Here is a 26,435-nt window from a genome sequence, read left to right as displayed (position 1 = left end):
ATATTCTTAAATCCTTTCTAATTTTGATAGGAAATTTTTGTAAATATTAATTAACAGAAATACCCACTTCCGATATAAATTCATTCCAGATTTCTTCTGCAACTTGATGAGCTGCTAATCGACTACTAGATTGACTTGAGAAGCCAAATCCCTGTGAGCTTTTTGTCCAGAATTGCTCGTAATCATCATTATCAATTTTGAAAACCTTACCCATTTGAATCGAATTTGTACTAACCTGTTCTGAAAATGAATAACTCAAATCACCAAAATGGCGTTGACCATCACTTCCAGCTTGAACTGTCAAGAAACTACTTTGATTATTTGCTCTGTTAGAGACCAAGCAAGTAAAAAAACCTTTGCCATCATTAGTAAAACGTGCTTGTAAATTTTCCACAGAATCCAATTCTGAAATTGAAGACTGAAAATAATTTTTGATTTCCTGATAACTTGTTTCTTTAAAATTATAATTATCAACTTCACTAAAGTACTTTTTCACTTTATAGTTTCTGACCATCTTCTCAGGAGCTGTTGATTTGGGAAGATTTTGAAGAGAGACAGTTGATTTTGACAACGTTGTCAAACGACGTAATTCGTCTATTACATTTAAAAAAGCGTTATTTGCATTTGTCCATTCACTTACAGCTTTTCCATCTTTTGGGAGCGCTTTTAAATTACCAAATGGTGTTCTCTTCCAATCACATGGTTCTATAATTATCGGAACTATTATAATTTCTCCTACTTCCTGCATCCTTTGAGCCGTTTCAAACTCTTTGTTGTAGCAATAATTAGAAGCTATGTAGTCTGGACTTAATAAAGCCAAAAATAATTCAGAAGAATTAAGCGCATCACTTATTGTATTATTTAAGCTACCTCCTGCATGTATTTCTTCATCTGTCCATTCTGTGATTAATCCATCTCTTTTCATCTGAGCTAGATGAACTTTTAATCGCTCCAAATAATTTGAGTCTTTATGACTGTAAGATATAAATGCTTTCATAATTGTTTATTTATTTTATTTCCTCACTCTTCTCCAGCTCACTCACAATCTCTCTGAAACTCGCCAAGCCCGCTTCAATATTATCAATAATCTCCAATGCCAAAACATCAGGGTCTGGTAGGTTATCCAAATCAGTTAAGCTTTGGTCTTTCACCCAAAAGATATCCAGACTAGTTTTATCTCTTGCAATGATTTGATCATAACTGTACTTTCTCCAGCGACCGTTTGGATTTTCTTCACTCCACGTTTCTTTACGTTTATTGATGTTAGAAGAATTATAGCATTCTACAAAATCTGATAAGTCAGATTCTGCTAAAGGCTTTTTCTTTAGGGTGTGATGAACATTGGTTCTGTAATCATAAAACCAAACTTCTTTAGTCCAGGCATCTTTGTTGGCGGGTCTGTTATTGAAGAATAACACATTCGCCTTTACACCATTAGCATAGAAAATACCAGTTGGCAAACGCAGGATAGTATGAAGCTCAGTCGTTTTTAATAATTGCTTTCTGATCTCCTCTCCGGCTCCACCTTCAAACAAAACATTGTCTGGCAAAACAACTGCTGCTTCTCCATCAATCTTCATCAAGGATTTGATGTGCTGCAAAAAGTTCAACTGTTTATTGCTGGTCGTTTCCCAAAAGTCCTGACGGTTGTAGCTAATATCTTCTTTCTCAATATCTCCATCTTCATTAGTAACCGTCATCCCGCTTTTTTTACCGAAAGGTGGGTTGGCTAAAATGTAATCATAAGTCTGGCTTTCTGCTGCTATTAGTGCGTCGTTTGATTTTACCAATGGTTCTGCATCTATTTCACCGATACCGTGTAAGTACAAATTCATCAGACACATTCTGCGTGTACTTGCTACAATCTCATTTCCGTGAAAAGTATTGTTCTTTAAGAACATCTTTTCATCTTTATCCAGCTTATTGTTTTCGGTGAGCCAGTCGTATGCTGCCAAAAAGAAACCGCCAGAACCACAAGCAGGGTCTATTACAGTTTTCATTGGTTTGGGCTGTACACACGCTACCATAGTTCTTATTAAAGCACGAGGTGTAAAATATTGTCCTGCTCCCGATTTGGTATCTTCTGCATTCTTTTCGAGCAAACCTTCGTAGATGGTTCCTTTCACATCGGCTCCCATCATACTCCAGTCTTCTTTGCCAATCATTGTGATGATACGTTGCAAGTTAGATGGGTCTTGTATTTTGTTTTGGCTCTTCACGTAGATTTGCCCCAGCATCCCTTTTTCTGTACCTAATGAACGCAAAGCCTGAATGTAAAACGACTCCAGTTTCTGCACCGTTTTTTGAAGTTAAATTCTCCCACGAACAAACTTCTGCACCTTCCACTTCTTTGCCCTCTACATCTTTCAGTCTTGGCAATTGCAAGTTTCTGTTATAAGGTGGTTTGTTTAATTCATCCACCATTTTAAGGAATAGTAAATATGTTATCTGCTCCAGATAATCTCCATACCCAACTCCATCGTGGCGCATCACATTCGCCAGATTCCATATTTTTGATACGATTGCTGCTTCTGTCATTGTTTTATTTTTAAGAATATTACATTATACTAAGTAGTTCATTTACATTTTGAGACATACATTGATACATCACTGAATGCCAGTAATTAACCCCAAAGTCATTTGCGAAATTATTTTCACTTATTGAAAGTTGCTCACTTAATTGTTGGATTGACAAACCACTAGCTATTTGTTGTGTCATAATCTTAACCTCTGTTGATAAAAGAGAATTACATCTTAGACCATATTGTTCTAACAATTCTAAATCTTCGAAATGCCATTGAATGATTTGAAAATTAGTGTCATTTAAAGTAGGAGATTGTTTCAATGAAAATCGGAGAGCTGGAGTATTACTCACTAGAATTAAATCAGCAAATAAAAATTGTTCACCAAAAAAATCATCATTATAAAAATGAATAAATCTTCTTTTATCATTTCTTCGCCACGTCGTATTTTTTTTTTGATTACAATCATAACAACATGGAATCAAATTTTTTGCGAGAAAGGAATATTCTGGAAACTCGTCCTGGCCTATATAATGATCTAAAGTTCTGGGCTTATCAAGCAGACAAAAAGGGCAAAAAGTTTTGAGAACATCTGGTTGCTCGCTGTAAATCAAGGCTTTTCTTTTTCTCGAAATACTAGTTAAACTTGAATAGCATCCTTGCAGATGCCTTCTTTCTTCTGATTCAATTAATTCAAAATCTGATGACACTTTAGATTCTAGCTCGTCAAATCGATCAAGGTATTGCCTATATGATATATTTACACGAGATTTAATATTTGTCAAGATATTTTTTCCAGGATTGTTCTTCTCACTAATGATATTTTCAAATTCTAAAAATTCATCTCCTCCTATGTAGTAACATCTCAGCATAATTAGTTTTTGATTTTTGACAAAAGGTAAATTCGAGCGTTTAAACTTAAACCATGCTCAAATAAATCATTAATCTCATTAAATGATTTATTTTGATTAACTAATTCATCTAATTGCGTTTTATACAGTTCTTTTTCTTCATCAACTTTGAAAATACTATTGCTTATTTCAGATAGATTTTCACCAAAACATTCTATTACTGGCTGGTAGATTAGTGGACTATTTTCAATACGATCAAATATTCTAATATATTTAGATTGTATTTCTTGGACAACTATTGGCGAATGAGTAGCAAGTATACAGTAGGATTTATAATGTTTTAAAATAAAATCAATTGTCCGAATCAGTCGACCAGTAATATTAGGATGTAGATGCGTTTCTGGTTCATCAAATATTAGAATTGAATTTTCTTCAATACACTCAATAAATCTCGTAATAAACTGGAAAATGATATTTTGACCTGAACTGAATATATTCTCAGTCAGGGCAATAAATTTTTTACGTTGACTTACATTTCGCAGTTCACTTAGTGAAAAATCTAAATAATCTGTTTCTAAAGAACTTTTAATACACTTATACCACAATTCACTTTTAATCGGATCTTTTGCGATTCGCTTATATGATTGCCAAATTTTTGACGAATTAAAATCTTGATTAATTGTACCATTATCATCTTTAATCCCAATAAATTCGTAATTCGTATCCTGCTTTCCTGGAAGTTTAAATTTATCAAAATAACTAAATGATGCTGCAATAACCTTTACGAAATTTGGTCGGTTAGGAATAAATTCTCCAACTTCATTATTGTCCGCTAATTTATTTGCTAGATTAGACAAATATTTTGTTTTCCCTGTCGCATTTTTTCCAACGATACAATAAAATCTGCTGCTGGTTGATTTAGAATCTTCGATTATAAATTTGACTTCGTGGTCATTAAATGCATTTCCCACTCTACATTTAAATGTAAAATCATAACTAATATCTCTAATTCTATCAGTTAAAATTTTTGATAAATTTTCAAGAATGTATTCTGACTCCGAGCTTCTTAATAAAGATTTCTGAAAAATTTCTAACTCATAATATTTATTTAGAATCGACCTATCATTAGCAACATCGTTAAGTGCTTTTAAAATATCTCGAAATATTACTGGGAAGATCTCAGTTAATTTCTCATAATAATCAATGTCAGCACCTAAAGAAAAGTGATTACCTTCTAACATTTCGAAGTTAACTGGAAGATCAATATTTTTGTCTATATCGTTTCCAATTTTTATGGTACCAATATCAATTTTAAAATTTGGACTGTAATAGAGATCAAAATTAAATGTGGTTGAGTAGCCGTAATCATTCCAATTACTTTTACGGTAAATTATAACTGGATATTTTGTAGAATAAGTTAATCTATCAAATCCTCTTGGGGCAGCGCTAAAGTGGATTTCGTTTATTACAACATTTCGATTATGCCAAAAATTCTCCGATTTTATTTGAATAGGAAAACTTTGTATTTTCATAATTTGTTGTGCTACTTCATAAGTAAAGGTTTGTGCAGAATTTAGTTCATAAAACTCAACTTCCATCATATAAAAGTCGGTTTTTAACAAAGCATGCTCAAGCATTAAATCCCTAATTTGATTGTCTCCATTTGCGGCAGTGATTAGCTGTTCACTCTTTATTTGCACTATCGCTCGTACAACAAAACCTTCAACAATTAAAATCAAATCATTTTTTTTATATTGACCATCTTTTTTATAACCGTAAACAATATTTTTTTTCTTCAATAAATCGTAAGAACTTTTATTAGTATATGGTACAGTACAGGACAATTTCCATATGTCGTTCCGTCGCTCTACAATAAACTCAAGCCTTTCGAAAAGTGAAAGCACATCCATTAAATCATATAAAAAATCCACATCATTATATTCTTTGCTAATAGCTTGCAATGCGATAGTCCGAAGAGGATAAATTTCATTTTCATATACAAAACTATAAAGTGATGAATTATCGTCAATAAATTTGTTATTACTATACCATTTTATTGCTTTCAGTATGTCCTGTCTTTCTATACGATCAAATTGGAGCATAATCTATTTTTTTATTTTTTTGGCCTTTATTTTCTCCAGCAACACACCCGCAGGTTCATAATCCTCCGCCAATTTACATTCTGCCAATTCCTGTGCAGTTAACAAATTACCTTCAAATGCTTTTTTAAGAATACTTTGGCGCAAGGCTTCTGCTTTTTCTAAACTTTCTTTGATGTTTTGTTCTATGGAATCACAAACAGATAAACGTGATTCGATTTGCTTGATTATTTCAATTTGCTCTTTAATTGAAGGCAGAGGAATTTCTAATTTTAAAAATCTATCTTGAGTTAAATTTAATCCACTATCACTACTACCAGTTTTAATATCATTTATTAATTTAAGATAATCTGGACTATTCAATACAAGTTCGAAGTACTCTGGCAAAACAAAAGTTTCTTTCAATTTTATTCTATAAACTTTATCACAATTTATAAGCTTAAGCTTAGTTTTTCTTACTAAACAACAAACCCCAACTCTAATTCTTGGTCCAGCTCGAGTTATTAATATATCCCCGATTTCTATTTGATGCTGTTCTCTTGGCTCTAAATCTGTTGGTAGTTTTTTGTTTTCGTAAGGAAGAAATTCTCCGTGTTGAACTGCCGTTGTTTTGATTACAGCCCACTCTTCATTATTTTCTACATTTTCACTCAAACATTTTGGGCTCCAACCTTGACTTAAATTCTGTATTAATTCAGAAATTGAAATTCTTTCTTTAGCATCCAAGGATTTTCTCAGAACCGCTTGCCTATAAATTTTTAATTGCTGTTGTGCTTTTTTTAAATCGGCAACGCCAGCATCTAAACTGCTAAATAAACTTTCTAATTTTTTAACAATGGCTCGTTGTTCGGGAAGATTTTCGGGAAATAAGAACGTCTCTTTCTCCAATAATTGAAAATGACGAGCATAGCCCTTATTCTCAATTTTTATAGTATGTAAAAGATAATATAGGAATTTAGGTAAAATATTATTTTTTGCTTTTAAAACTTTAACACCATCTGCACCTGCTATAAACCGAAAGGGAATAAATTTTTTGACTTTAGTGTGATCACCAAAAATAATATATGGTGGGTCATTTGGCACAAGTAAATCTTCGTTATTATAATATCCTCCAATTAATTCTTGACCTTGGTCAATAACTGGATATTTTCCCTCAAATAAATAATCCTTTTGCTTTATTTTAATTTTATTTAAAGAAATTTTATCACAGACTTCGCTGAGTCTTTTTTGTTTCCAGTTCATTAAATATTCTTCAAAGTTTTGTTGTTTTCATCATAAAATTCCCCAACGCAAAGTTCGGTACCATTTAGATCTTCATCTACCATTGACGTAGTTAAAATAATTTGATGTTCAACATTTGAACTATTTGAAAGCTCAACTATTTTTCTCTGAAAACTTTTACTTCTATCGGGTTGCATCCCTTTATCTTCAATATTATCACATAAGATAAATCTAGGAAATCTAAAAAAACCAAATTGTAAAGACGCAAAAAATATTGCAAATCGAATACTATTTTTAAGATATACATTCGAGCTTTCAGAAAAATTATTTTGTCCATCTAATAAAAAAGTATTTTTAGAGAAATCTAATTCTACTTTCTTCGCATTCGCAAATTCCTTTTGTCTTCCTAAATCACTTTTTAATATTTCTAAAGTTTTAGTTTGAATAAAAGAACGAGCACTAAATAATTTTAAATTTTTATCTGTTTCTTTAGCTATTATTGAAGATTTAAGTTCTTTAATTTTAAAATCTAATCTTTTCAATTCTTTTCTTAGGGCATCAATTCTAGATATCGCTTTTTGTTGCTGTATTAAAAAATTATTTTTAGAAGTCAACTCTCCTTTTTTTATTAGTAGAGAGTCGTAGTTAGTGTTCCTGTTTGTTTTAAATTTATTTAATATAGATTCAATTTCACTTTGAGTATTTCTTATCTCATTGTTTAGAGACGGAATAAGTGATTTTAACTCTTGTAATTTTAATTGCTTATCCTTAAGCAACATTTTCGACTCTCGTATTTGATTGTCTATTTCTTGTTGCATTTTTTTATGATGAGATTTTATTTGCTCCTCTGGTAATACTTGTTTACATAAACTACAACTATGCTCTGGATGTGTTGCTGTTAACTCACTTAAACAATGTGGACAATGGGTAAAATCTATGTTTCCGAAAAGTTCTTTTGTCACTAAAGATTCGTTAATTGACAAACTTCGTTTAGTTAAGCTAGCAATGAATTCATTAGAATCTAAAATCTCATATTCATAATACTCAATTTCTTTAAGAGTATCTGCATATTCTCTTTTGTGACCCAAAAACAAATCATTTAACTTTGCGATAATCTCTTGAGTTTCATCATCTATATCAGAATTAGCAACATTATCGCTATTGGATAATACTTCATCAATTTTTTTTAATTGCTCTAGATTTTCTTTGATGAGTGCATCAATAGTATCAATTTTTGTTTCTGCACCAGTCGATTTGTAGATTGATTCTATTCCTTCAAACTGCTTTTTAAATATTTCTTGTTCCTTCTCGCTCTCTCTTAATTCTAATTTATCAGTATATAAGGTATCATCATAAACACCAAATAATAAATCTGCTACAGTTGTTCTTGTTATAGAAGAATCAAAGTTATCAGACATCATTAAATCTTGTGTAGAACTTTTTTGATCTATATATATAAGTCTAAGAATTTGATGCATCGTAATATTACTATCAACATCACCTCTTAATTCAGGAAATCCTAAGGCTAAAAACAAAGCATTAGAGAAGCTTTTTTTATTGTCTGATCTTTTGTATGGAAATATTTCCCAATTCTCACTACCAGATTTTTTTGAATCTTCATAGCTTCCCCAAAAAATAGACATTGGCTGCATAGCTTTTTCGGAGACATTTCTTTTCAATGTGATTTTTGCATCATTTATTTCAACTTCGGCAATAATATCCTTACACTTGAGAGCTTGTGAAGTCCATTTATTAAAGTCTCCTCCCAGTATATAAAAAATAAAATTTGCTATAGTTGATTTTCCAGAAACTGTTATGCCCTCTTATAATATTTACCCCGCTATGAAAATTTTGATCATATGCAGTTTTTCCTTCGTGAGAAAATATTATCAATCTATTTAATTTTAAAAAAGGGTTATATTGTGTCATATCTAAATTCAATTAATCCTGTTCTTTCTTTCAAGCCAAGATGTCCGTACAAATTAATAACAGCAAAAGGTCCAGTTAACAAAGTAATCAAGTTTATATTTAATTCGATTGATTTTTCTAAAGTCTCCTGAAATTCTTTTTCTAAGGATTTTTTGGTAATTTTTACCATTCCATTTTCAAAACTTTCTGAATCTAAATATCCATACGCCACCAAAATTTTCATTGCCTGATACTGTATGCTATTCATCTTATAAAATATCCTTTTAGGATTATTTACCCTATCATACTTGTTTTTTTCTGGTTTTAAGAATTTTTCATACTTTTTAAAACCAACTGGCTTTTTGATATCTAATAATTCGGTAGGATATACATAATAGAAATCAAGAATTTTTAGCTTGTCTATTTCTATTGAGTTTACAATTCGAGAACTCAACAAAAGTATTCTATACATTGTGTGATAAATGTCGTAGGCTGGATTATAAATTAGCATATATTATTCCCATTTTATGTGGCAATTACCTGTTAAAAAATATATCATTCCGTTAACGTCTTCTTTAAGAAGTCTTAATACATTCTCTCCTAAAATTGCTTGAGCAGGCTTTATAACCCTTTCATCAAGTAATAAATTGATTTGAATTATAGAAGACGTCTTTATCAACGGATACACGTGCATATTGAAATCTGAGCAAACTTGAGACAATAGATAGGCATAAATTTCTTGAGCTGCTTCACTATTTTCATTAAGTTTAATTTTCTTTGCTATTCTTTCTTTTAGTAATGCTGCTCTTTTATATTCAGAATCACGTTTACCTGCTTTCAGTTTATACTCTAAGTCATAAACAGTATCTTCATCTAAATTAGTGCTGTAATGATTTAAGTTGTCTACTATATCATTAAACTTATTATTAGTAAGTGCTTCATCTTTAAATTTTTTAACTAATTCCAGCATATAATCCGTAGCAGGATTTAGCACATTGTTTAAATTAACACTATGATCATATTTATTGCCTGCAACTACATCTCCTCCTGCTTCTATATGTTCCTGCTTTATTCTACTTAAATCCATAGAAATCATTTTTTATCTCGACCCACAACGTCTCCATTACTTTTAATATTACTTTGAGTTACGTTATTAGAATTTGATTTTGAAATCTTTAATGTAATTGGGATAGATATTCCTGCCCCTACTATTGCTCCAATAATTGCGCTTATAATTTCTTGTGTTGTCATAATTTATAGTTTTTATGCAGCTAACGCTTCATTTAATTCATTAATAATACTGTCCATTTCATTACCAAATAATTGGTACATCTTTCCTCTTCCGCCTTTGCTGTCAAACGGGTTATAATCTAAATCATCGAGCTCAATGTGGTACGAACTTACAATGTGGTCTTTTATCATTCGCAACCATTTCATTTGCTCGGTGCTAAAGCGGTTGTGCTGTCCGGCATTTTGTGCAAAAATCCAACGCTTAAAATTCTCGTCAATGGTTTTATCAAAAGGTTTCAGTTCTTCATCTATACCACACACTTTTCTAATCAAAGAAACCAATGCCGTCAGTTCATCTTTCGGGCAATCGCTTTTCACTTCTTCTATACCGGCATAAGCACTCCAAACATGAGCCGGAGCCAAGAGCGGTTTTTCCAGTTTCAGTTTATCCATTACTTCTTTTATCATTTTAAAAGTAATGTTGCGGCGGTTATAAGGTTGGTCGTAGAAAATACTCAGTGCCTGTATCTCATCTTTATTGGCTTTCAGGTATTCGCTGAAATCGCTAATCATTGCTTTGGCTTTGTCCACAGATTCAGTGTCCCATTCTGCTTTAATTACTTCATCCAGATTGATATGGTCAATAATCTGGTCGTGCTGTTTGCGCACATTATCAATATGGTCGTTCAATTTTCCATTAAAGGTTAGTGAAGCTGTTTTTAGCAAAGCTTCCTGAGCTTCGGCTCTGGCTTGCTCTTCTTTTGCAGGCGTACGTTCATCCACTGGGATTTGTGCAATAATAGCATTTGCTTTATCGGCAATTACATCAGCATCAAAAGCCTCAATCAGTTCGCGGGTCATCTGCTTTAAGCTTTTGCCTTTTGCCAGTTCTTGTATTTTCTCTTTTTCGGCATCGGTCAGTTGTTTTTCCAAACGGATGAGTCGGTTAGCCAAAGAAAGATACACATCTTCTTCCTGCACACCCATTGTAACGGCCTGCAACAAATCTTTTAAGGGAATGGTTGGCGCACGTTCCAGCGGACGGCTGTCGGTCTTTTTAGATTTTGTGGCACCCACTGCGTCTACAATCACAAAATGTGTTTTAGCATCGGCAGTTTTGGTCACCAGTTTTAATTTATCAGCAGAAATGGTACGGGTACCACGTCCTTTCATTTGTTCAAAATAATTGATGCTTCTTACATCACGCATAAACAGCAACACCTCCAAAGGTTTTACATCGGTTTCCGGTCGCAATCATATCTACCGTAACGGCAATACGCGGATAATAGTCGTTTCTAAAACGGTTCAATACCGATTTTGGGTCTTCTTCTATTTTATAGGTTACTTTTTTGCAGAAATCATTGCCTTCGTCAAACACTTCTCTGATGATGTTGATGATATCATCTGCGTGGCTGTCGGTTTTGGCAAATACCAAAGTTTTAGGCACTTCATACTCGCCATTTTCATCAAAACGATTAGGGAAAATGTCTTTTCTTAAAGCGTCTTTGTAAGTCGTAATAATCGTTCTGATTTGGCTGATGTTGACTACTTTTTTATCTAAATCGTTGCACAAATAAGCAGTGTCTTCATCTTCCTGTTGCCAGCGTTTAGCTCTCGACAGTTTATCTCTTCTATCTACAAACCAGCCTTTTTCTATCAAAGCTCCTTTGGTGGAAATATCGGTTTCGATTAAGTAAACATCATAAGGAACGTTCACGCCATCAATAACAGATTCTTCGTAAGTATATTGGCTCACTACATTTTCATTAAAAAAACCAAAGGTTCTTTTGTCAGGCGTTGCGGTTAAGCCCACCAAAAAAGCATCGTAATAATCCAACACCTGTTTCCAAAGATTATAAATAGAACGGTGGCATTCATCAATAATAATAAAATCAAATTGCTCAATAGGAACTTTTGAATTGTAAGTAACCGGAATGGCATCTTTTTTTGCCAACTGTTTTTCTATCCAGGAAGAATTTTCATTAGGATTAACGACATCTTCATCCTCATCCATTTCCTCGCCCTTCAGAATAGAATACATCCGCTGAATGGTAGAAATACACACCTGACTTTCATCAGCGATATAACTCGAGGTCAATCGTTGCACATTGTACAGCTCTGTAAACTTTCGGTTATCATCCTGTGGTTGATACGCCCTAAATTCCTGCTCAGCTTGTTCGCCTAAGTTTTTGGTATCTACTAAAAACAAAATGCGTTTAGCTTTTGCAAATTTCAATAAGCGGTAAATAAAAGTAGCTGCAGTAAAAGTTTTACCCGCACCCGTCGCCATTTGAATCAGCGCTTTTGGTCGGTTGCCTTTAAAAGATTTTTCTAAATTATTTATGGCAATAATCTGTGCCGGACGCAAACCTGTTTCATCCAATGTAGGATAATCTGAAAACCGCCCTCGTAAACTTTTTTCTCTTTTTGACCATTCCAACAAAGTCTCCGGCTTATGGAAACTAAAAACATTTCTCCCTCTTGGTTTTGGGTCGGTATAATCGGTAAATCGGGTAAGAACGCCCGTGCTTTCGTAGATATATTTTAATCCTTCTGTATTCTTGAAAAATTTAAGTGCCGCTGTTGCGTACTCTTTTGACTGTTCTTCAACAACCGAAAGCCGATGTCCTTCATCCTCTTTTTTGGCTTCAATTAAACCCAAAGGTTTTTGATTGACAAAAAGTAAATAATCTGCGGGACCAACACTGGTTTGGTATTCACGAATAGCAACACCCAATCCTACACTGAAATCGATATTATTTTTAGATTGCACGTGCCAGCCAGCTTGTCGAAGCATATCATCAATTTGGTCGCGGGCTTTTTGCTCTGGATTTTGGTTAAGGTTAGTCAATGATATTCAGTTTTCTTCAAATATAATCAAAAAAACTATTTTCACAATTACGGGAAACAGTATTTATACTAGAAATCAGATATTTTATAGATTGCTTTTAGTAAATGTCTTACAATGTAATCACCTAAAAATACCGTATATTTATAATATAATAATGTTATTTATTCTTAAATAACTGTTCTAAATACTACTATAATGTTATTTATTTCTTTAGCAAAAACTCAAAGGAAAATAGTTGATAATATCCGTGAAAGACGATTACAAATGAATCTAACACAGGAAGGTTTGGCTGACAGATCAGGTGTTCCTTTACCAACTCTCAGGAAATTTGAGCAAAAAGGCTTGATCTCTTTGGATTCATTTCTAAAATTGCTTTCAGTTGTTGGTGGTTTAGAAGAAATGGTTGATATTTTAAAACCGAAGGAACAGAGTTTTAAATCAATTAATGATGTACTAAAATCAGAGGAAAAACCCATTAAAAAACGAGGAAGCATAAAATGAAAATAGGAAGCAGAGAAATAATTATAGGAGTGAATTTTGGTTATGGAATTTAACCTCAAGCATGTTTGACAATTCGTCATTAATTAAACCATTTAATATAAAATTTGAGCTATACTTACTAGAATTTTACATTATTTTCGTCCTTAAAATTAGATAAAATTTGAGGTGTACAGGCGAAATGTATCAATTATCACTGTCGCATTCGGGAAATGTTAATTGTCTAATTTACAGCAATTTATAAGGTTGGAGGTGACAAAAGTAGTACAAATGTATTTTTAAATTCATTGTCAAATATTGTAAAGTATTGGTTTGCAAGTGTTTAACATGATGAGATTCGTGCGAAAATGTAGAAAAAAAAGATGTTGCAGCACCTTAATCATGTACCACTTTTGTACACCGTTATGTCTTTAAAGTACCATAAATAAAGGAATATTTAGATACTGTATCGGGAAATAATAATTTCAATTAACTGATTATAAATAATTTACAATTTAGTTATTAAAAATCAATTAATTTGTATTCTGTTGATTATCAATGTTTTGTTTTTTTTTTTTTATTTTGATGATTTATACTTGATTTGTGGACGTTTTTGTTCCTCATTTGTCCCCGATAAAATTACAGTGATTTTTTCTTAAAAATAAGCGCGCTTTAATACCCTTATCGTGCTTTAAGTACTTTAGCTGATTTTTCCAAAGGATATTTAAATTATACCACTGGTTCTACAAATCAATTAATGGAATTGTATGTAAATGGTAAGAAGATATAGCTTTGGGAGTTACAAATCGTATAAATGGGAAAATAATTTTAACCCCACGTTTTATTGATGAAATAGAAGTTAATTCTACTGCCGCCTCGACCGTTTTACATGAACGAAAGCATTTTTTTAATTTTAAAGCCGGAATATATCAAGGCAATAGCTATATTAATAATCAATAAGATAAATTATCTGCTTACTTAGAAACTTTTAATTGGACAGGATTTATGGAGAAAAGAAGACTTTTGCATTTAAAAAATGTTACTGAATACTTTTTAAAAATGTCTAAACATTAAATTAAAATTATGAAGAAAATTATTTTATTGTCTTTTTGTTTTTTATTTATTTTTTGTTCAAATCAAATGAAATTGAATAAGGGAAAAGATGTTGATATTATATTTCCATCCAAATATATTGATACCCAATCAACTGAAAAGGTTACAGAGGAAATTATAAAAAATAATACTAATAATACTTATATTATTGATCCTTTTGGCTTTTACGGAAAATCTTATGTGTTGGAAAATGGAAAAGTATTAGAACCATATTTATATTTTAAAAATGGATATTATACGAGAAACGATGCATTATGCCGTGAGGACTTGATTATTTTACAACCATTTCAGACCATACATCATGCAATAAGTCTCAATAAAAATAATCGGGCAATTTATAGGTATACAAAATCTAATAAATACGAGGAGATTATTAAATCTTTTCATAATAAATATAATGCAACAATTTTAGGTTGTGATAATTATATAATGGAATTGGAATCTAAAGGCTACAAAGTTTTAGAAGATAGTATAGTAACTAAAATCCCTCTAAATCCCTAAAAATAATTATTTTGGTCTATAAGGTGTGATTTGTTTTAGGTTTTATGGTAATATAACCAATGCTTAAATTTCAGGCATCAACTTCTGGCTGAAATATTTTTATAAAATTCTTTTTAAGTATATTAAATTCACTGTTAGACTGCGCTCTTACGTTAGAATATATATTTCCCGGATACAACAATTGGTATAATATAAATTTTGTTATGATGCGCTTACTATTGCATTCGCACAGTTAATTCCATCTATTGCGGCAGATACAATTCCGCCTGCATAACCGGCACCTTCTGCACAGGGATATAAACCTTTTACCTGAGGATGCTGATAGGTTTCTTTATCCCTTGGAATCCTAACCGGCGATGATGTTCTACTTTCAACACCAACCAAAATAGCTTCATTGGTATAATAACCTCTAATTTTTTTTCCAAACAAAGGCAATGCTGCACGCAAACTATCAGATACAAAATCGGGCAGAATGTTATCGAGCATCGAACTTTTGGTACCTGGGAGATAAGAATTCTTTGGCAGATCGATCGATAATTTATTATTCACAAAATCCACCATGCGTTGTGCAGGAGCTACCAAATTGCCACCGCCAGCTTCAAAGGCTCTTTTTTCTATTTCTGATTGAAAATTCAACATCCTTAGCGGATCGTAACCCTGAACATCATCTAAGGTAACCTGAACCACTGTTCCGGAGTTGGCATAAGGGTTGTTCCGCTTAGATGGCGACCAACCGTTAACCACAATTTCATTTTCACCAGTAGCACATGGAGCAATAATACCTCCAGGACACATGCAAAAAGAAAATACACCGCGGGGACCAACCTGCTCTACCAAACTATAATAAGCAGGTGGTAAAAATTCTGAACGGATATCGCAATGGTATTGTGCCGAATCAATAATTTCCTGAGGATGTTCTATCCTTACCCCTAAAGCAAAAGGTTTGGCCTCAATCAGAATGTTCTTTTTGTTTAATAATTCGTAAACGTCTCTTGCCGAATGACCTGTTGCCAGGATAATATCATCGGCAAACAACTTGTCCTGAAAATTAATTTCTATTCCTTTTACTTTGTCAAATTCGATTAAAATATCGGTCATTTGACTATCGAACATTACTTCACCTCCAGCATTTAAGATGGTGTCTTTTATGGAAGTAATAATATGTGGAAGTTTGTTGGTACCAATGTGTGGACGGGCATCGATTGCGATATCAGGATTTGCGCCATGGTTTACAAAAACCTGAAGCACCTTGTTAATGTCGCCGCGTTTATTAGACCGTGTATATAATTTACCATCGGAATAAGTACCTGCACCCCCTTCTCCATAACAATAATTGGATTCGGTATTTACCAAACCTTGTTTATTAATGGCAGCCAGATCTCTACGGCGTTGCTTTACATCTTTACCACGTTCGATAATAATGGGTTTTAATCCGTTTTCGATACACTGAAGAGCCGCAAATAAACCAGCCGGACCAGCCCCGATAATAATCACGGGCTTAGCCGTACTTACATTTGGATAGTTGATGGTATACACTTCAGGAATGGCTTCTTCATCCACAAAAACCTTTACCTGAAGACGGAAAATGACTTTTCGTGAACGGGCATCAATAGATCTTTTAAGAATCTCAAAGCCTTTGATCCTAGATTCAGGTAATTTTAAGGCTTCAGCTAGTTTTTGATTGATTAACTCGGTTTGCTCTACCTCATGGGGGAGCAACGTAATTTCGATGTCTTTTTGCATATCATGTCGGGTTTTTATCCTGAACGGTACAAAGATAGAAAACTATCAAGAAAAATTGATACTATTTAACATGCTATTGCATATGCTTAATAAACGCCCTAAAATAATTGATTTATTAGGAAAGCAAATACTTATCGAATATAAACGTTTTTTTATTTGTTAATTATTTCATTATTAGGGAGCTGATTTGCAGCTGAAGAAGAACTCCTATTACGGAATGTCTAATGACTGAACAATTGGCAAGTTGTTTCTCTTCAAAAACCAAAATGGAGGGTATGCTCTAAATCCAATTATTAAAATTTTGCTTTGTGCCCAATAAAACGAGACAGTAGTGAAATTTACATTGCCTGAAAATCAAAAACAAATTTTTACAAGCCAGTATGATCAATCAAAAGATGATCAAATATCCTGACATCTGTTAATGGATTCTTTTTAGCAATATAAGGGGTATTGAACACAGCCATGATGACATCAGTCTACTGATCGGGAAAAGGGCGAACATCCATTCTGAAAAATGTGCAGAGCAAAAACGGGAAAAAATTATCGGCATCTATCCTTCTACAAAATAACCACACCACAAAATTTGAAATTTGAAGATCAGAAAAGGAACATGAAATAATTGTTGTATTGTGAAATTCAATCATTACTATCGTCTTCGAAGGACGACTATTATGAACAATCAAAACATGTAGTGACTACTAGAAATAAAGAGTTACGGTTAAGTGTAAAATAATTTGTAATTTTGTTTACATAATCAATTATTAGTTAAAATAATTAAATTTTTAAGCCTTAAGAAAACTAATATTATTTCTAAAAGAAGACGCTGTTATATGGATAAATACCCTGTTCCTGATAATGAAGATGGACGAATTAATAAGCTTAAGTTTTTTGACCTTTTGCAGATGCCAAAAGATCCGCAGTTAGATATTTTTGCAGAAACAGCTGCACTTATTGCGGATTGTCCGGCTGCACTTATCGCTATGATGGAAAGTGAAGCACAGGTAATCCAAAGTTGCATAGGACTTGATTTTGATTCTGTAGACAGAAAAAGTACTTTATGCCAATATACAATTGCAAGTGGAGAGGTTGTAATAATCAATGATACATTATCAGACGAAAGGTCATTTGAAAATCCACTGATACTAACCGGTGGCATTCGCTTTTATGTAGGAATCCCGCTTATAGATGATGAAGGATTTGCATTGGGAACTTTATGTGTTATCGACTATAAATCGAAAATACTCACAGACAATCAGATAACTGCTCTAAAAAAAATAGGAACAGCTGTTACCACTCTCTTGATAGGAAAAAGGAACAATATTCGAGCTGAATATTTTCAGCAGACTTTCAATATTTCCAATAACTTAATTTGTGTCCTGGATAATGACTTTATGCTTAAGGATGCTAATCCCGCTTTCACGAAAATTTTTAAGTTTAATAAAATAAATGCCACTGATCAGAATTTTTTTAGGTTATTGGGCGAAGATAATAGTGAATTGCAGCGGCTCATAAAAAAACTTCCGGATATTCAGGAGGAATTTACATTTTCTACTTCCACAAAAATTAGCAATGGCACAAATATTATAGTAGAGTGGTCTTTAAAACAGAACCAGAACAATTCTGAGATTTTCTGCTTCGGAATAAATATTACCCAACAGATCGAAGAAAAGCAAAAACTTGAAAGTTCCGAACGTCGCTTCAGAAGTTTTTTTGAAAACGCAATCGGATTAATGAGTATGCATGATATGCAGGGAAATATACTTTCAGTTAATGAAAAAGGAAGAAAAATACTTCAATATTCGGCAGAAGAAGTTAAAAAATTGAATTTAAAAGATCTCGTTCCTGAAAAAAACTGGCTTTTACTTGCAGAATATCTCGAAAGAATCAACACTAATCAGGAAGATCTGGGAACCATGATCCTGAAATCTAAGGAAGGAGAAGAAATGATCTGGATGTATCATAATCTTGTAGAAACTGATAAAGAAGGAGTGCCATATGTGGTAAGTACAGCTTTGAATGTTACAGAAAGGATGTCTCTCGAAAAAGATTTGCTGTACACTAAGAAGATGTTAGAACAGACGAGTGCCGTAGCTCAAGTAGGAGGTTGGGAAGTCAATCTTAAGACCAATACTGTTTTTTGGTCGCAATCTACTAAAGAAATACATAAAATAGACAAGGCATTTCAGCCTGATTTTGAAAATGCATTAGGGTTTTACAGTACAGAAAGCAGAAAAAAAGTAGAATCATTATTTGAAAGAGCGGTAAAAAAAGGGATACCATATGATGAAGAATTACAGCTCATACGCCACGATGGAGTGATGATATGGGTAAGAGTGAAGGGAATACCTGAATTTGAAGATGGAGTTTGTAAAAGAGTATTTGGGATTATTCAGGATATTGATACCTTCAAAAACATATATATCGAATTGGCTACAAAAGAAGCCATGCTACAGTCATTTATAACATACGTTCCTACTGCGGTGGCAATGTTCGATAAAGACCTCAATTATCTTGCAGTAAGCAGCAGTTGGAAAAATGAATTTCAGATGCATGATACAGACCTTATCGGAAAAAATATGTTTACCGTTTCGCCCAATGTACCGGATGAAAGAAAAAAAATATATAGAGATGCACTCGGAGGTAAAGCTTACATAAATAAAGACATGGCTTTGGAAGTTCCTCATAAAGAAGGGATACAGCATTATAATATTGGGGTAAGCCCTTGGTATTTATCAGATAAGGTAATGGGCGGAGTTATTGTTTCTGCACAAAATATTACGGAGTCTGTAAAAACTAATGAAGAGCTAAAAAATGCAAAACAAATGGCAGATATTGCCAACAAAACCAAATCTGAATTTTTAGCCAATATGAGCCATGAGATAAGAACTCCGCTCAACGGCGTCATCGGGTTTTCGGATCTCTTGCTTCAAACACCATTAAATGAGATACAAACACAGTACCTCAATTACATTAATGAATCGGGTGAAAATCTGCTGAATATAATTAATGACATCCTTGATTTCTCTAAAATTGAATCAGGAAAAATGGAACTTTTGATAGAAAAAGCCAATGTTTATGATATGGTGAGCCAGGTCATTAATGCAGTTCTTTATCAGTCTCAGAAAAAAAATATCGAACTTCTTTTAAATATTGAACCGGGATTACCTAAAACAATCTGGCTTGATGAAACACGATTGAAGCAGATTTTGATCAATCTTCTTGGGAATGCTGTAAAATTTACAGAACAAGGTGAGATTGAGCTTAAAGTTGAAAAACTGAATCTAGACGACAAAAATATAAAATTGCGATTCTCAGTAAGAGATACAGGAATTGGTATTCCTGTAGAAAAACAGCAGCATATCTTTAATGCTTTTACTCAGGAAAACAGTTCTATCAGCAAACGTTATGGTGGAACAGGACTCGGACTTACCATTTCAAATAATATTTTGAAATATATGGGAAGTAATCTTACTTTGGTAAGTGAACTTGGGAAAGGTTCTGTTTTCTATTTTGATATTGAGATTCCTTTTGAAATTTCTGATCAAAGCGAGGATGAAATACTAAAAATCAACAAGGTTCTAATTGTTGACGATAACGAAGCAAACAGGGTTATTCTTCAGCACATGCTTGCTTACAAGAATATAGATTCTAAGCTTGCTGCCAACGGAATGGAGGCTCTTCAGATGCTTTTAGCCGGTGAGCGTTTTGATATTATTCTGGTAGATTACCATATGCCCATTATATCAGGTTTAGAAACAATTGAAAAAATAAAGCAGCTATTCAATGAACAAAATGAGGCATCGCCTCTCGTTATTCTTCATACATCCTCTGAAGAGCATGACGTTATCAATTCATTCAGAAAGGAAGAAAGCTCCTATTTTCTGCTAAAACCTATTAAATCTGAAGAATTATACAAAACATTGCGACGTGCAGTTAAAAGCTCAGAAAAAGAATTGGCCGCCTCTAAACCAGTGCAAAACGAAGAGCATTTCCCACTAATGGCTTCTCCCAACGTTTTGCTTGTCGATGATAATCCGGTGAATATGGTTCTGAATAACAGAATGATGAAATCACTGATTCCGGATGCAAAACTAACAGAAGCAACCGATGGTTTGCAGGCTATAGAACAATGCCGTGATCAGTTTTTTGATATCGTTTTAATGGATGTACAGATGCCAGTAATGGACGGGATTGAAGCTACGAAACAGATTCGTCTGCTGCCGGAATATTCTGCCGTTCCGATTATTGGTGTTACCGCAGGAAACGTTTTAGGTGAAAAAGAAAAATGTCTGAGTTCGGGGATGAATGATTTCCTGTCAAAACCTCTTAGACAAAACGATCTTTTAGAAATGCTGAAAAAACATATGGGCGCTGACTCTCAGGAATTGTCAGAAATTTTACAACATCCTGAGGTATATTTGGATATGAATCTTCTGAGCGAGCAGATGGGTGATGATGATGATTTTAAAGTTATATTTTTAAACTTAGTGATTCAGGAGCTTAATCAAGCTAAAGAAAATGTAAAATCAGCGGTGAAAGAAAAAGATACCGAAGAGCTAAAGAAAATTCTTCATAAGCTCAGAGGAAACTGCCGGAACTACTGGCTTGATTAAATTGGCAGAACAAACTTCCAATTGGGAGAAACGTATTGAAGAAAACATGAATTATACTGCTATGGAGCAAGAAATAGTACATGAAATGACAGTAGGATTGCAATTGATAAAAGATTTAGTATAAATAATAAGGCTCCTGTAATTCTAATGGCTGAAGACGTCGAACTTTGGAATTGCTAACTTTGTTAGAAGACAACTCTTATACTCTTTAACTTTAAGAGTATAAAAAAGATCAGAAAAAATTACAGTTTAGAAATGGAAAATTTAATGAAGTCCATTTAAAATTCAGGCGGTATCTTTAAAGTGAACAGTGAGGCAATGTGTCCTTAGTAGATCAGTCGTTGTCTTCAAAAAGTAGCGAGAAATAATAGAATGTTTACTGATTATATAGCCTAAGAATTTCTACCAGTTCGGGTACTGATCTTATTTTCAGCTTCTCAAACAGCCTGTTTTTGTAAGTGCTGATCGTCGATGAATGGAGATTAAGTTGATTAGAAATTTCTTTGAGGGGAAGACCTTCTGCAAGTTTATTGGCAATTTGCAATTCGCGGTCTGATAGTGATTCAAAGGGTGAGTTTTTTGTCGCGCCATTTAATGATTCTAAAAACATCGCTTCTTTTAGGTCGTCACTTGCATATCGGCCAGTCCTAAGCATCGCCGTCAAAGCAGTTTCAATTACTGCAGTGGAGCTTTGTTTGCTTAGATAGCCACCGACACCCATCTTTAGATAACGCATTGCGTACAACTCCTCATCTTGAGAAGAAAATATGAGAATTTTTAATTGGGGTTTGTGAATTTTGATGTAATCTATTGCTTCCTGAATAGAACCATTTGGCATATTGACGTCCATGATTGCCAAGTCCAATTCTTCTTTCAAAATTACTTTATACAATGATTTAAAATCTTCTACTTCAGAAACTATGGCATCGGGTCTGAACCTTTTGATAGTTTGTATTAAACCCATTCGGACTATTCCATGATCATCTGCTACAATAATTCGCTCGTTATTTTTTTTATTGTTCATTCTCTAAATTTTTGGTAAAAAAATGGAAACTGCAGTACCTTTATTTTCAGACGAAATAATTTTTATGTTTCCATGCATCAAGGATATGAAATTTTTAACAATTTTCAAACTCAATCCGGCTCCTTTCTCACCAGCAGTACCCGTGAATACTGGATTGTCATAATTAAATATTGCGGATAAATACTTTTCACCAATTCCCGTACCGAAGTCGACCACAGAGATTATATTCTCGCTATTTTCTGTAAAGTATTGGAGGTAAATATCTTGCCCCGACAAAGAATATTTAACTGCATTATTAAGAATTTTGTCTAAAACATATTCGAGCAACAAGCGATCGGTTGTAAGAAATGCATTGGGATCTCCTTTAAAATAAAATTTAATGTTTTTTTCTTTTAATTTAGCCGCGTATTTTTCTTCTAAATGGTGAAAAAGATCCATCATCATGATTTTTACTGGTTTAATCTTAAATTCCCCGTATTGTGTTTTTAACCAGGTGGTGCTGTCCTGAACGGTTTGCAGATTCTTCTGGGCATCGCTTTTTACCTGAGGCAACAAAGAGAAAAAATCTTCCTCACTTATTGTTTTTTGTTCCAACGCTTCTATAAGCAATAGAAAATTTCCGAATATTTCTTTTGAATCATGAGACAATATCGAGATCAATCCATTCTTAAAATTGATTTCATGTTCAAGTCTATCTATTTTTAATTGCAGTTCGTTAATTAGATCATTCATAAATTCCTTATCAATGTACAAAGGTATCTAATTATTTATTTTTTTCGATTTCTATGTCAAACCATTTTTTGATCATATCAGAAAGGGTTTGTCTCAATAAAGGTTTGGTTAAAAAGTCAGACATTCCGGCTTGAAGACATTTTTCTTTTTCTCCCGGAAGACTCCCTGCGGTGATCGCAATAATAGGTATTTCGATATTTTTTTCCAAGGCTCTTATTTTCTGGGTTGCTTCAATGCCATTGAGATGGGGCATCTGAATATCCATTAAAATAAGATCAGGATTCTCTTTTTGGTATTTTTCAACCGCTTCAGTACCATCTTTTGCTTCGATGATCAAAGCTTGAGGAATAATATCCTTTAAATAAGTTTTGGTAAGAAGTAAATTAACAGCGTTATCCTCAGCAATTAAAATTTTTATTTCGTGCTTCCTCACTTCACTTGCGACATCTTTTATTTGCTCCAGTTTTTTCTTTTCAGAACTCTTTAAGGTGGATAAAACCTGGTACATCTGTTTCATACGAATCGGTTTTACGAGCAGATTTTCTATTTCTAATTCGTCACATGCATCCTGAAAATTAGTGTCATCGGAAGAGCTGTACAAAAGAACATACGACGCTAGATGGGTGCCGCCCGGAATAATATTTTTCATTTTTCTAATGGTTTCAATGCCATCCATAACGGGCATATGATAATCCATAATGATCACATCGAATTCGGACTTGTCCATGATCAAAAGCAAAGCCTTCAACCCGCTATCGCATTCTATTACTTCGATATTTTTTCGTTCCAGCATCCTTTTCAGGATTTTTCGATTGTTTTCATTATCGTCCACAATCAAAACGCTCTTAATATCAGTTAAGCTTACATCATCTTCCTCTTCCTCCGTATCAAACTGAATATCAAAGAAAAAATCGCTGCCCTTTCCCTGATCGCTTTCGACTTGTAAAACACTGCCTGCAAGTGCCAAGATTTGGTTCGAAATGGTGAGTCCCAGACCAGTACCCCCATATCTTTTAGTAATACTGCCATCTTCCTGTGAAAACGCGTTGAAAATTTCCGCCTGTTTTTCGCTGTTAATTCCAATACCTGTATCGCGAACTCCAAATCGGAGTTGTTTTTTTCCTTCTCCTAAATCATCTAAAACTTTAACATATAAAGTAATCTCGCCTTCTTCGGTAAATTTTAAAGCATTGCTCAAAAGATTGACGAAAACCTGTTTTATGCGCATCTCATCAGTCCATATATATCTAGGTATGGCATCGTCAATATCGATGAGCATTTCTATCTGCTTTTTAGTATTACTGTACGCAACAATATTGAAGGCTTCTGAAACCAGTTCTTCGAGTTCTACTTTATCGATGTTTAGTTTAAGTTTTTGCTTTTCTAATTTTGAGAAGTCCAAAATATCGTTGATGATGCTGTGTAAGGAAACACCGGATTGATTGATAATTTCTAAATACTGTCTCTGTGTTTCGTCCAGATTGGTATCTAAAAGAAGCTCTGTAAAGCCGATTATACCATTTAATGGGGTTTTAATCTCATGACTCATATTGGCCACAAACTCCGATTTTAAAACATAGGCTTTTTCTGCCAGCTCTTTTGCTTGCAAGATCTTATTCTCCATCTTTTTTCTTTCGGTGATGTCAACTTCATTTACCCAATACCATTTTGAAGCTTGGGTCACGATCCTATTGACGAGATCTTCCTCTGCTTTATCTAAATTTTTTTCTTCCTTGTCAAATAAATTTAAATGAGCGATAAGATTGTCTTCAAGATCCGGGATGGCATAACTTCTATGAAATTTAAATTCCGAATTCTTAAACTCATAAACCGAAGTCTGATCATCCAAAAGAAAGTGAGGATTCTGAGGATAAACCTGATTGAGAGACACATCACTGGAAGCGAGAACATAAACGTGCCCTTCCGAGGTAATACTCATGGTACAAAGCTCCATGTTGACCATCTTAGCCGCCGCGAACACTAAGAAATCAAAAACATTGGAATATTTTTTTTCGAATGCATTTAATTTATCAATATACTGCTGATCCGGCGATTGATTACTGCTATTAAAGTGGTCCATAAGGAAGAGTTTTTTTAATAAGTATTGTTAAATTGCCGTAAAGCTATAATAAACATTGATAGAGTAGGTGGTATTTTCCTTTCCTACCAAACTTTGGGCACCTGCAGGTGGTATGGTGTATCTTACGTTCAGTTGCCGATCCAAAACCGGTGTTCCGTTAAAAAGTATTTTTTGGGGAGTTTTGGATAAGGAAGCATTTACAGAACTTCCATCCAACCCAATTTGTAATATGTTGGAATTGATGTTGGTCTGCAGGCCGCCTTTCTTGAAATAATTTTCGTCCGATTTTACATAGAGCTCAAAACTTTCATTATTGGATAATATGATTTGGTTTGGGATCATTTGTGACTGACCATTGTTGTACTGGGCTGCGGTATTAAAATTGAAGTTTACATTTCGTCCGGAAACTGGGGATGGTGATCTCCGACAGAGGAAGCACCTTTAACTGAACAGCCGTATTTTGCAAACTGTTAATTGAGTTATCTGTACTTTTGGCATTGAAGTTCAATTCAAACGTATAAGTTCCGGCTTCAAAAAAAAGGTTTTTAAAATCTTCCGCAGACATATAAAGCTCTGGACTGAAGTTGTTTCTGTTTCCCGCTACAACACTGAAATTAGAAGCGGAAAAATTCTGAAAATCGGCAGATAAGGCTTTGGTCGTAAGTGTAGATCCATTACTACCCAATTTAATGCTTGCAATATTTCTGGTTCCCGGAACACCTTTAGAAGATGTGAACTGAATATTTGTGGCAGCAGCTTTCGCCCATAAATTAAAATCAACTGTATGCGCGATTTCAGCATTATCCAAATTGAACACCCGTGTGCCTGTAATTCGGTAGTCATTCAAAGAAGATATTTCAATGTATTTTGTTAAAGATGATGTGAGCCATCTGATGGATGAAGGAATGACTAAAATTGTTTTAAAATTATGTGGCGTGAAATCATTGTAATTTTGACTGATATCCATGGAGTAATTCCCGGCTCGGTAGGAATTGGCAGCAAACTGTGCGGCAGGAATTTTAAAAGTAAAATTGATATTTCCTCGGTTGAATCCTCCTCCAAAAATAAGGGACGCGGGCGGTTCAAACCATTTTATAGCGCCTGTACTGAACGCCTGAAAACCGGGTAAATAACCGGAAAGTCCAGTAGATGGCAGCTGCCCGCCCATACTTTCTAACTGCCACAGAAGAGTAGAACTGGGTAAAGTAAATGAGGAAGAAGATTGAGTAAAAGTTGATCCGGACACAGAAGTAAATGTAGGTGCTGTTGGGATTAATCCCAAAAAGGCATAATCCCAGTTTGTTCTGTTGGTGTTCATCATTACTCTTGTAGGTAATGAGGTAAATTCACTCCGGTTAAAAATATTATTTTCAGGAATCGACAGGTACACATCCTGAGCTCTCGTGACTGTGGATCCGCAGAACACAATAAAAATTCCTATTAAAAAAGCCCTCATCGTTTTCATACTTT

General features: G+C 33.8%; 21 protein-coding genes. 3 read left to right on the top strand and 18 right to left on the bottom strand.

The features are described 5' to 3' along the window. Window positions 1–46: 46 nt before the first annotated feature. From J3D55_RS17305 to J3D55_RS17250, 12 genes are all read right to left on the bottom strand, one after another. Window positions 47–997, bottom strand: a complete 951-nt coding sequence (locus tag J3D55_RS17305; RefSeq protein ID WP_259132733.1) for a toll/interleukin-1 receptor domain-containing protein — start codon at window positions 995–997, stop codon at window positions 47–49. Window positions 998–1,007: 10 nt separating this feature from the next. Next, on the bottom strand, window positions 1,008–2,165 hold the full coding sequence (locus tag J3D55_RS17300; protein WP_259132732.1) for an HsdM family class I SAM-dependent methyltransferase: 1,158 nt from the start codon (window positions 2,163–2,165) through the stop codon (window positions 1,008–1,010). Between the two features lie 19 nt (window positions 2,166–2,184). Further along, window positions 2,185–2,538 (bottom strand): type I restriction-modification system subunit M N-terminal domain-containing protein, encoded by a 354-nt coding sequence (locus J3D55_RS17295; protein ID WP_259132731.1) that lies wholly within the window; start codon window positions 2,536–2,538, stop codon window positions 2,185–2,187. A gap of 19 nt (window positions 2,539–2,557) precedes the next feature. Continuing rightward, window positions 2,558–3,394, bottom strand: coding sequence for an HNH endonuclease (locus J3D55_RS17290; RefSeq protein WP_259132730.1), 837 nt, complete (start codon window positions 3,392–3,394; stop codon window positions 2,558–2,560). 2 nt (window positions 3,395–3,396) lie between these two features. After that, a complete protein-coding gene (locus tag J3D55_RS17285; RefSeq protein WP_259132729.1) occupies window positions 3,397–5,475 on the bottom strand; it encodes an AAA family ATPase in 2,079 nt (692 codons plus the stop codon). A 3-nt stretch (window positions 5,476–5,478) separates the two neighbouring features. Then, window positions 5,479–6,714, bottom strand: a complete 1,236-nt coding sequence (locus J3D55_RS17280) for a restriction endonuclease subunit S (protein WP_259132728.1) — start codon at window positions 6,712–6,714, stop codon at window positions 5,479–5,481. Further along, window positions 6,714–8,372 carry a coiled-coil domain-containing protein gene (locus tag J3D55_RS17275; protein WP_374759507.1) on the bottom strand — a complete coding sequence of 553 codons (1,659 nt, stop codon included), beginning with the start codon at window positions 8,370–8,372 and terminating at the stop codon, window positions 6,714–6,716. The genes J3D55_RS17280 and J3D55_RS17275 overlap by 1 nt, the downstream gene beginning before the upstream one ends. 236 nt (window positions 8,373–8,608) lie before the next feature. Then, window positions 8,609–9,112, bottom strand: a complete 504-nt coding sequence (locus tag J3D55_RS17270; protein WP_310467218.1) for an ABC-three component system middle component 5 — start codon at window positions 9,110–9,112, stop codon at window positions 8,609–8,611. A 3-nt stretch (window positions 9,113–9,115) separates the two neighbouring features. Next, a complete protein-coding gene (locus tag J3D55_RS17265) occupies window positions 9,116–9,688 on the bottom strand; it encodes an ABC-three component system protein (RefSeq protein ID WP_259132726.1) in 573 nt (190 codons plus the stop codon). Window positions 9,689–9,693: 5 nt separating this feature from the next. Continuing rightward, window positions 9,694–9,852, bottom strand: coding sequence for a hypothetical protein (locus tag J3D55_RS17260; protein WP_162989984.1), 159 nt, complete (start codon window positions 9,850–9,852; stop codon window positions 9,694–9,696). A 12-nt stretch (window positions 9,853–9,864) separates the two neighbouring features. Then, entirely contained in the window at window positions 9,865–11,052 is a 1,188-nt protein-coding gene (locus J3D55_RS17255; RefSeq protein ID WP_259135128.1) for a type I restriction-modification enzyme R subunit C-terminal domain-containing protein, read from the bottom strand. Beyond that, a complete protein-coding gene (locus J3D55_RS17250) occupies window positions 11,033–12,682 on the bottom strand; it encodes a DEAD/DEAH box helicase family protein (protein WP_259132725.1) in 1,650 nt (549 codons plus the stop codon). The genes J3D55_RS17255 and J3D55_RS17250 overlap by 20 nt, the downstream gene beginning before the upstream one ends. 195 nt (window positions 12,683–12,877) lie before the next feature. Here J3D55_RS17250 and J3D55_RS17245 point away from each other — a divergent pair, with 195 nt between their 5' ends. Both J3D55_RS17245 and J3D55_RS17240 read left to right on the top strand, forming a co-directional pair. Continuing rightward, window positions 12,878–13,183 (top strand): helix-turn-helix domain-containing protein, encoded by a 306-nt coding sequence (locus J3D55_RS17245; RefSeq protein ID WP_259132724.1) that lies wholly within the window; start codon window positions 12,878–12,880, stop codon window positions 13,181–13,183. Between the two features lie 1,059 nt (window positions 13,184–14,242). Then, window positions 14,243–14,773 carry a hypothetical protein gene (locus tag J3D55_RS17240; protein ID WP_259132723.1) on the top strand — a complete coding sequence of 177 codons (531 nt, stop codon included), beginning with the start codon at window positions 14,243–14,245 and terminating at the stop codon, window positions 14,771–14,773. A 201-nt stretch (window positions 14,774–14,974) separates the two neighbouring features. On the opposite strand, the gene J3D55_RS17235 is transcribed toward J3D55_RS17240, so the two are convergent. After that, on the bottom strand, window positions 14,975–16,516 hold the full coding sequence (locus tag J3D55_RS17235) for an NAD(P)/FAD-dependent oxidoreductase (RefSeq protein WP_259132722.1): 1,542 nt from the start codon (window positions 16,514–16,516) through the stop codon (window positions 14,975–14,977). An 830-nt stretch (window positions 16,517–17,346) separates the two neighbouring features. On the opposite strand from J3D55_RS17235, the gene J3D55_RS17230 reads away from it, so the two are divergent. Next, window positions 17,347–21,129, top strand: coding sequence for a response regulator (locus J3D55_RS17230; protein WP_259132721.1), 3,783 nt, complete (start codon window positions 17,347–17,349; stop codon window positions 21,127–21,129). 376 nt (window positions 21,130–21,505) lie between these two features. Here J3D55_RS17230 and J3D55_RS17225 read toward each other — a convergent pair whose 3' ends face one another. From J3D55_RS17225 to J3D55_RS17205, 5 genes are read right to left on the bottom strand one after another with little or no spacing between them, the layout of a single operon-like run. After that, window positions 21,506–22,153 carry a response regulator gene (locus tag J3D55_RS17225; RefSeq protein ID WP_259132720.1) on the bottom strand — a complete coding sequence of 216 codons (648 nt, stop codon included), beginning with the start codon at window positions 22,151–22,153 and terminating at the stop codon, window positions 21,506–21,508. A gap of 3 nt (window positions 22,154–22,156) precedes the next feature. Continuing rightward, window positions 22,157–22,885 carry a sensor histidine kinase gene (locus J3D55_RS17220; protein ID WP_259132719.1) on the bottom strand — a complete coding sequence of 243 codons (729 nt, stop codon included), beginning with the start codon at window positions 22,883–22,885 and terminating at the stop codon, window positions 22,157–22,159. A gap of 31 nt (window positions 22,886–22,916) precedes the next feature. Then, entirely contained in the window at window positions 22,917–24,965 is a 2,049-nt protein-coding gene (locus J3D55_RS17215; RefSeq protein WP_259132718.1) for a response regulator, read from the bottom strand. Window positions 24,966–24,992: 27 nt separating this feature from the next. Next, window positions 24,993–25,307, bottom strand: a complete 315-nt coding sequence (locus tag J3D55_RS17210) for a hypothetical protein (protein WP_259132717.1) — start codon at window positions 25,305–25,307, stop codon at window positions 24,993–24,995. A 34-nt stretch (window positions 25,308–25,341) separates the two neighbouring features. Further along, window positions 25,342–26,430: a hypothetical protein gene (locus tag J3D55_RS17205; RefSeq protein WP_259132716.1), complete on the bottom strand. Its 1,089-nt coding sequence runs from the start codon at window positions 26,428–26,430 to the stop codon at window positions 25,342–25,344. Window positions 26,431–26,435: the final 5 nt, after the last annotated feature.

Source organism: Chryseobacterium ginsenosidimutans (assembly GCF_024807225.1).
GTDB lineage: Bacteria > Bacteroidota > Bacteroidia > Flavobacteriales > Weeksellaceae > Chryseobacterium > Chryseobacterium ginsenosidimutans.
This window is presented reverse-complemented; position numbering and strand designations above follow the sequence as displayed.

Bases quoted from the DNA above. Each gene is read 5' to 3' on its own strand.
- J3D55_RS17305 (WP_259132733.1), bottom strand. From the start codon at position 997: ATGAAAGCATTTATATCTTACAGTCATAAAGACTCAAATTATTTGGAG.
- J3D55_RS17300 (WP_259132732.1), bottom strand. From the start codon at position 2,165: ATGATTGGCAAAGAAGACTGGAGTATGATGGGAGCCGATGTGAAAGGA.
- J3D55_RS17295 (WP_259132731.1), bottom strand. From the start codon at position 2,538: ATGACAGAAGCAGCAATCGTATCAAAAATATGGAATCTGGCGAATGTG.
- J3D55_RS17290 (WP_259132730.1), bottom strand. From the start codon at position 3,394: ATGCTGAGATGTTACTACATAGGAGGAGATGAATTTTTAGAATTTGAA.
- J3D55_RS17285 (WP_259132729.1), bottom strand. From the start codon at position 5,475: ATGCTCCAATTTGATCGTATAGAAAGACAGGACATACTGAAAGCAATA.
- J3D55_RS17280 (WP_259132728.1), bottom strand. From the start codon at position 6,714: ATGAACTGGAAACAAAAAAGACTCAGCGAAGTCTGTGATAAAATTTCT.
- J3D55_RS17270 (WP_310467218.1), bottom strand. From the start codon at position 9,112: ATGCTAATTTATAATCCAGCCTACGACATTTATCACACAATGTATAGA.
- J3D55_RS17265 (WP_259132726.1), bottom strand. From the start codon at position 9,688: ATGGATTTAAGTAGAATAAAGCAGGAACATATAGAAGCAGGAGGAGAT.
- J3D55_RS17260 (WP_162989984.1), bottom strand. From the start codon at position 9,852: ATGACAACACAAGAAATTATAAGCGCAATTATTGGAGCAATAGTAGGG.
- J3D55_RS17245 (WP_259132724.1), top strand. From the start codon at position 12,878: ATGTTATTTATTTCTTTAGCAAAAACTCAAAGGAAAATAGTTGATAAT.
- J3D55_RS17240 (WP_259132723.1), top strand. From the start codon at position 14,243: ATGAAGAAAATTATTTTATTGTCTTTTTGTTTTTTATTTATTTTTTGT.
- J3D55_RS17235 (WP_259132722.1), bottom strand. From the start codon at position 16,516: ATGCAAAAAGACATCGAAATTACGTTGCTCCCCCATGAGGTAGAGCAA.
- J3D55_RS17230 (WP_259132721.1), top strand. From the start codon at position 17,347: ATGGATAAATACCCTGTTCCTGATAATGAAGATGGACGAATTAATAAG.
- J3D55_RS17225 (WP_259132720.1), bottom strand. From the start codon at position 22,153: ATGAACAATAAAAAAAATAACGAGCGAATTATTGTAGCAGATGATCAT.
- J3D55_RS17220 (WP_259132719.1), bottom strand. From the start codon at position 22,885: ATGAATGATCTAATTAACGAACTGCAATTAAAAATAGATAGACTTGAA.
- J3D55_RS17215 (WP_259132718.1), bottom strand. From the start codon at position 24,965: ATGGACCACTTTAATAGCAGTAATCAATCGCCGGATCAGCAGTATATT.
- J3D55_RS17210 (WP_259132717.1), bottom strand. From the start codon at position 25,307: ATGATCCCAAACCAAATCATATTATCCAATAATGAAAGTTTTGAGCTC.
- J3D55_RS17205 (WP_259132716.1), bottom strand. From the start codon at position 26,430: ATGAAAACGATGAGGGCTTTTTTAATAGGAATTTTTATTGTGTTCTGC.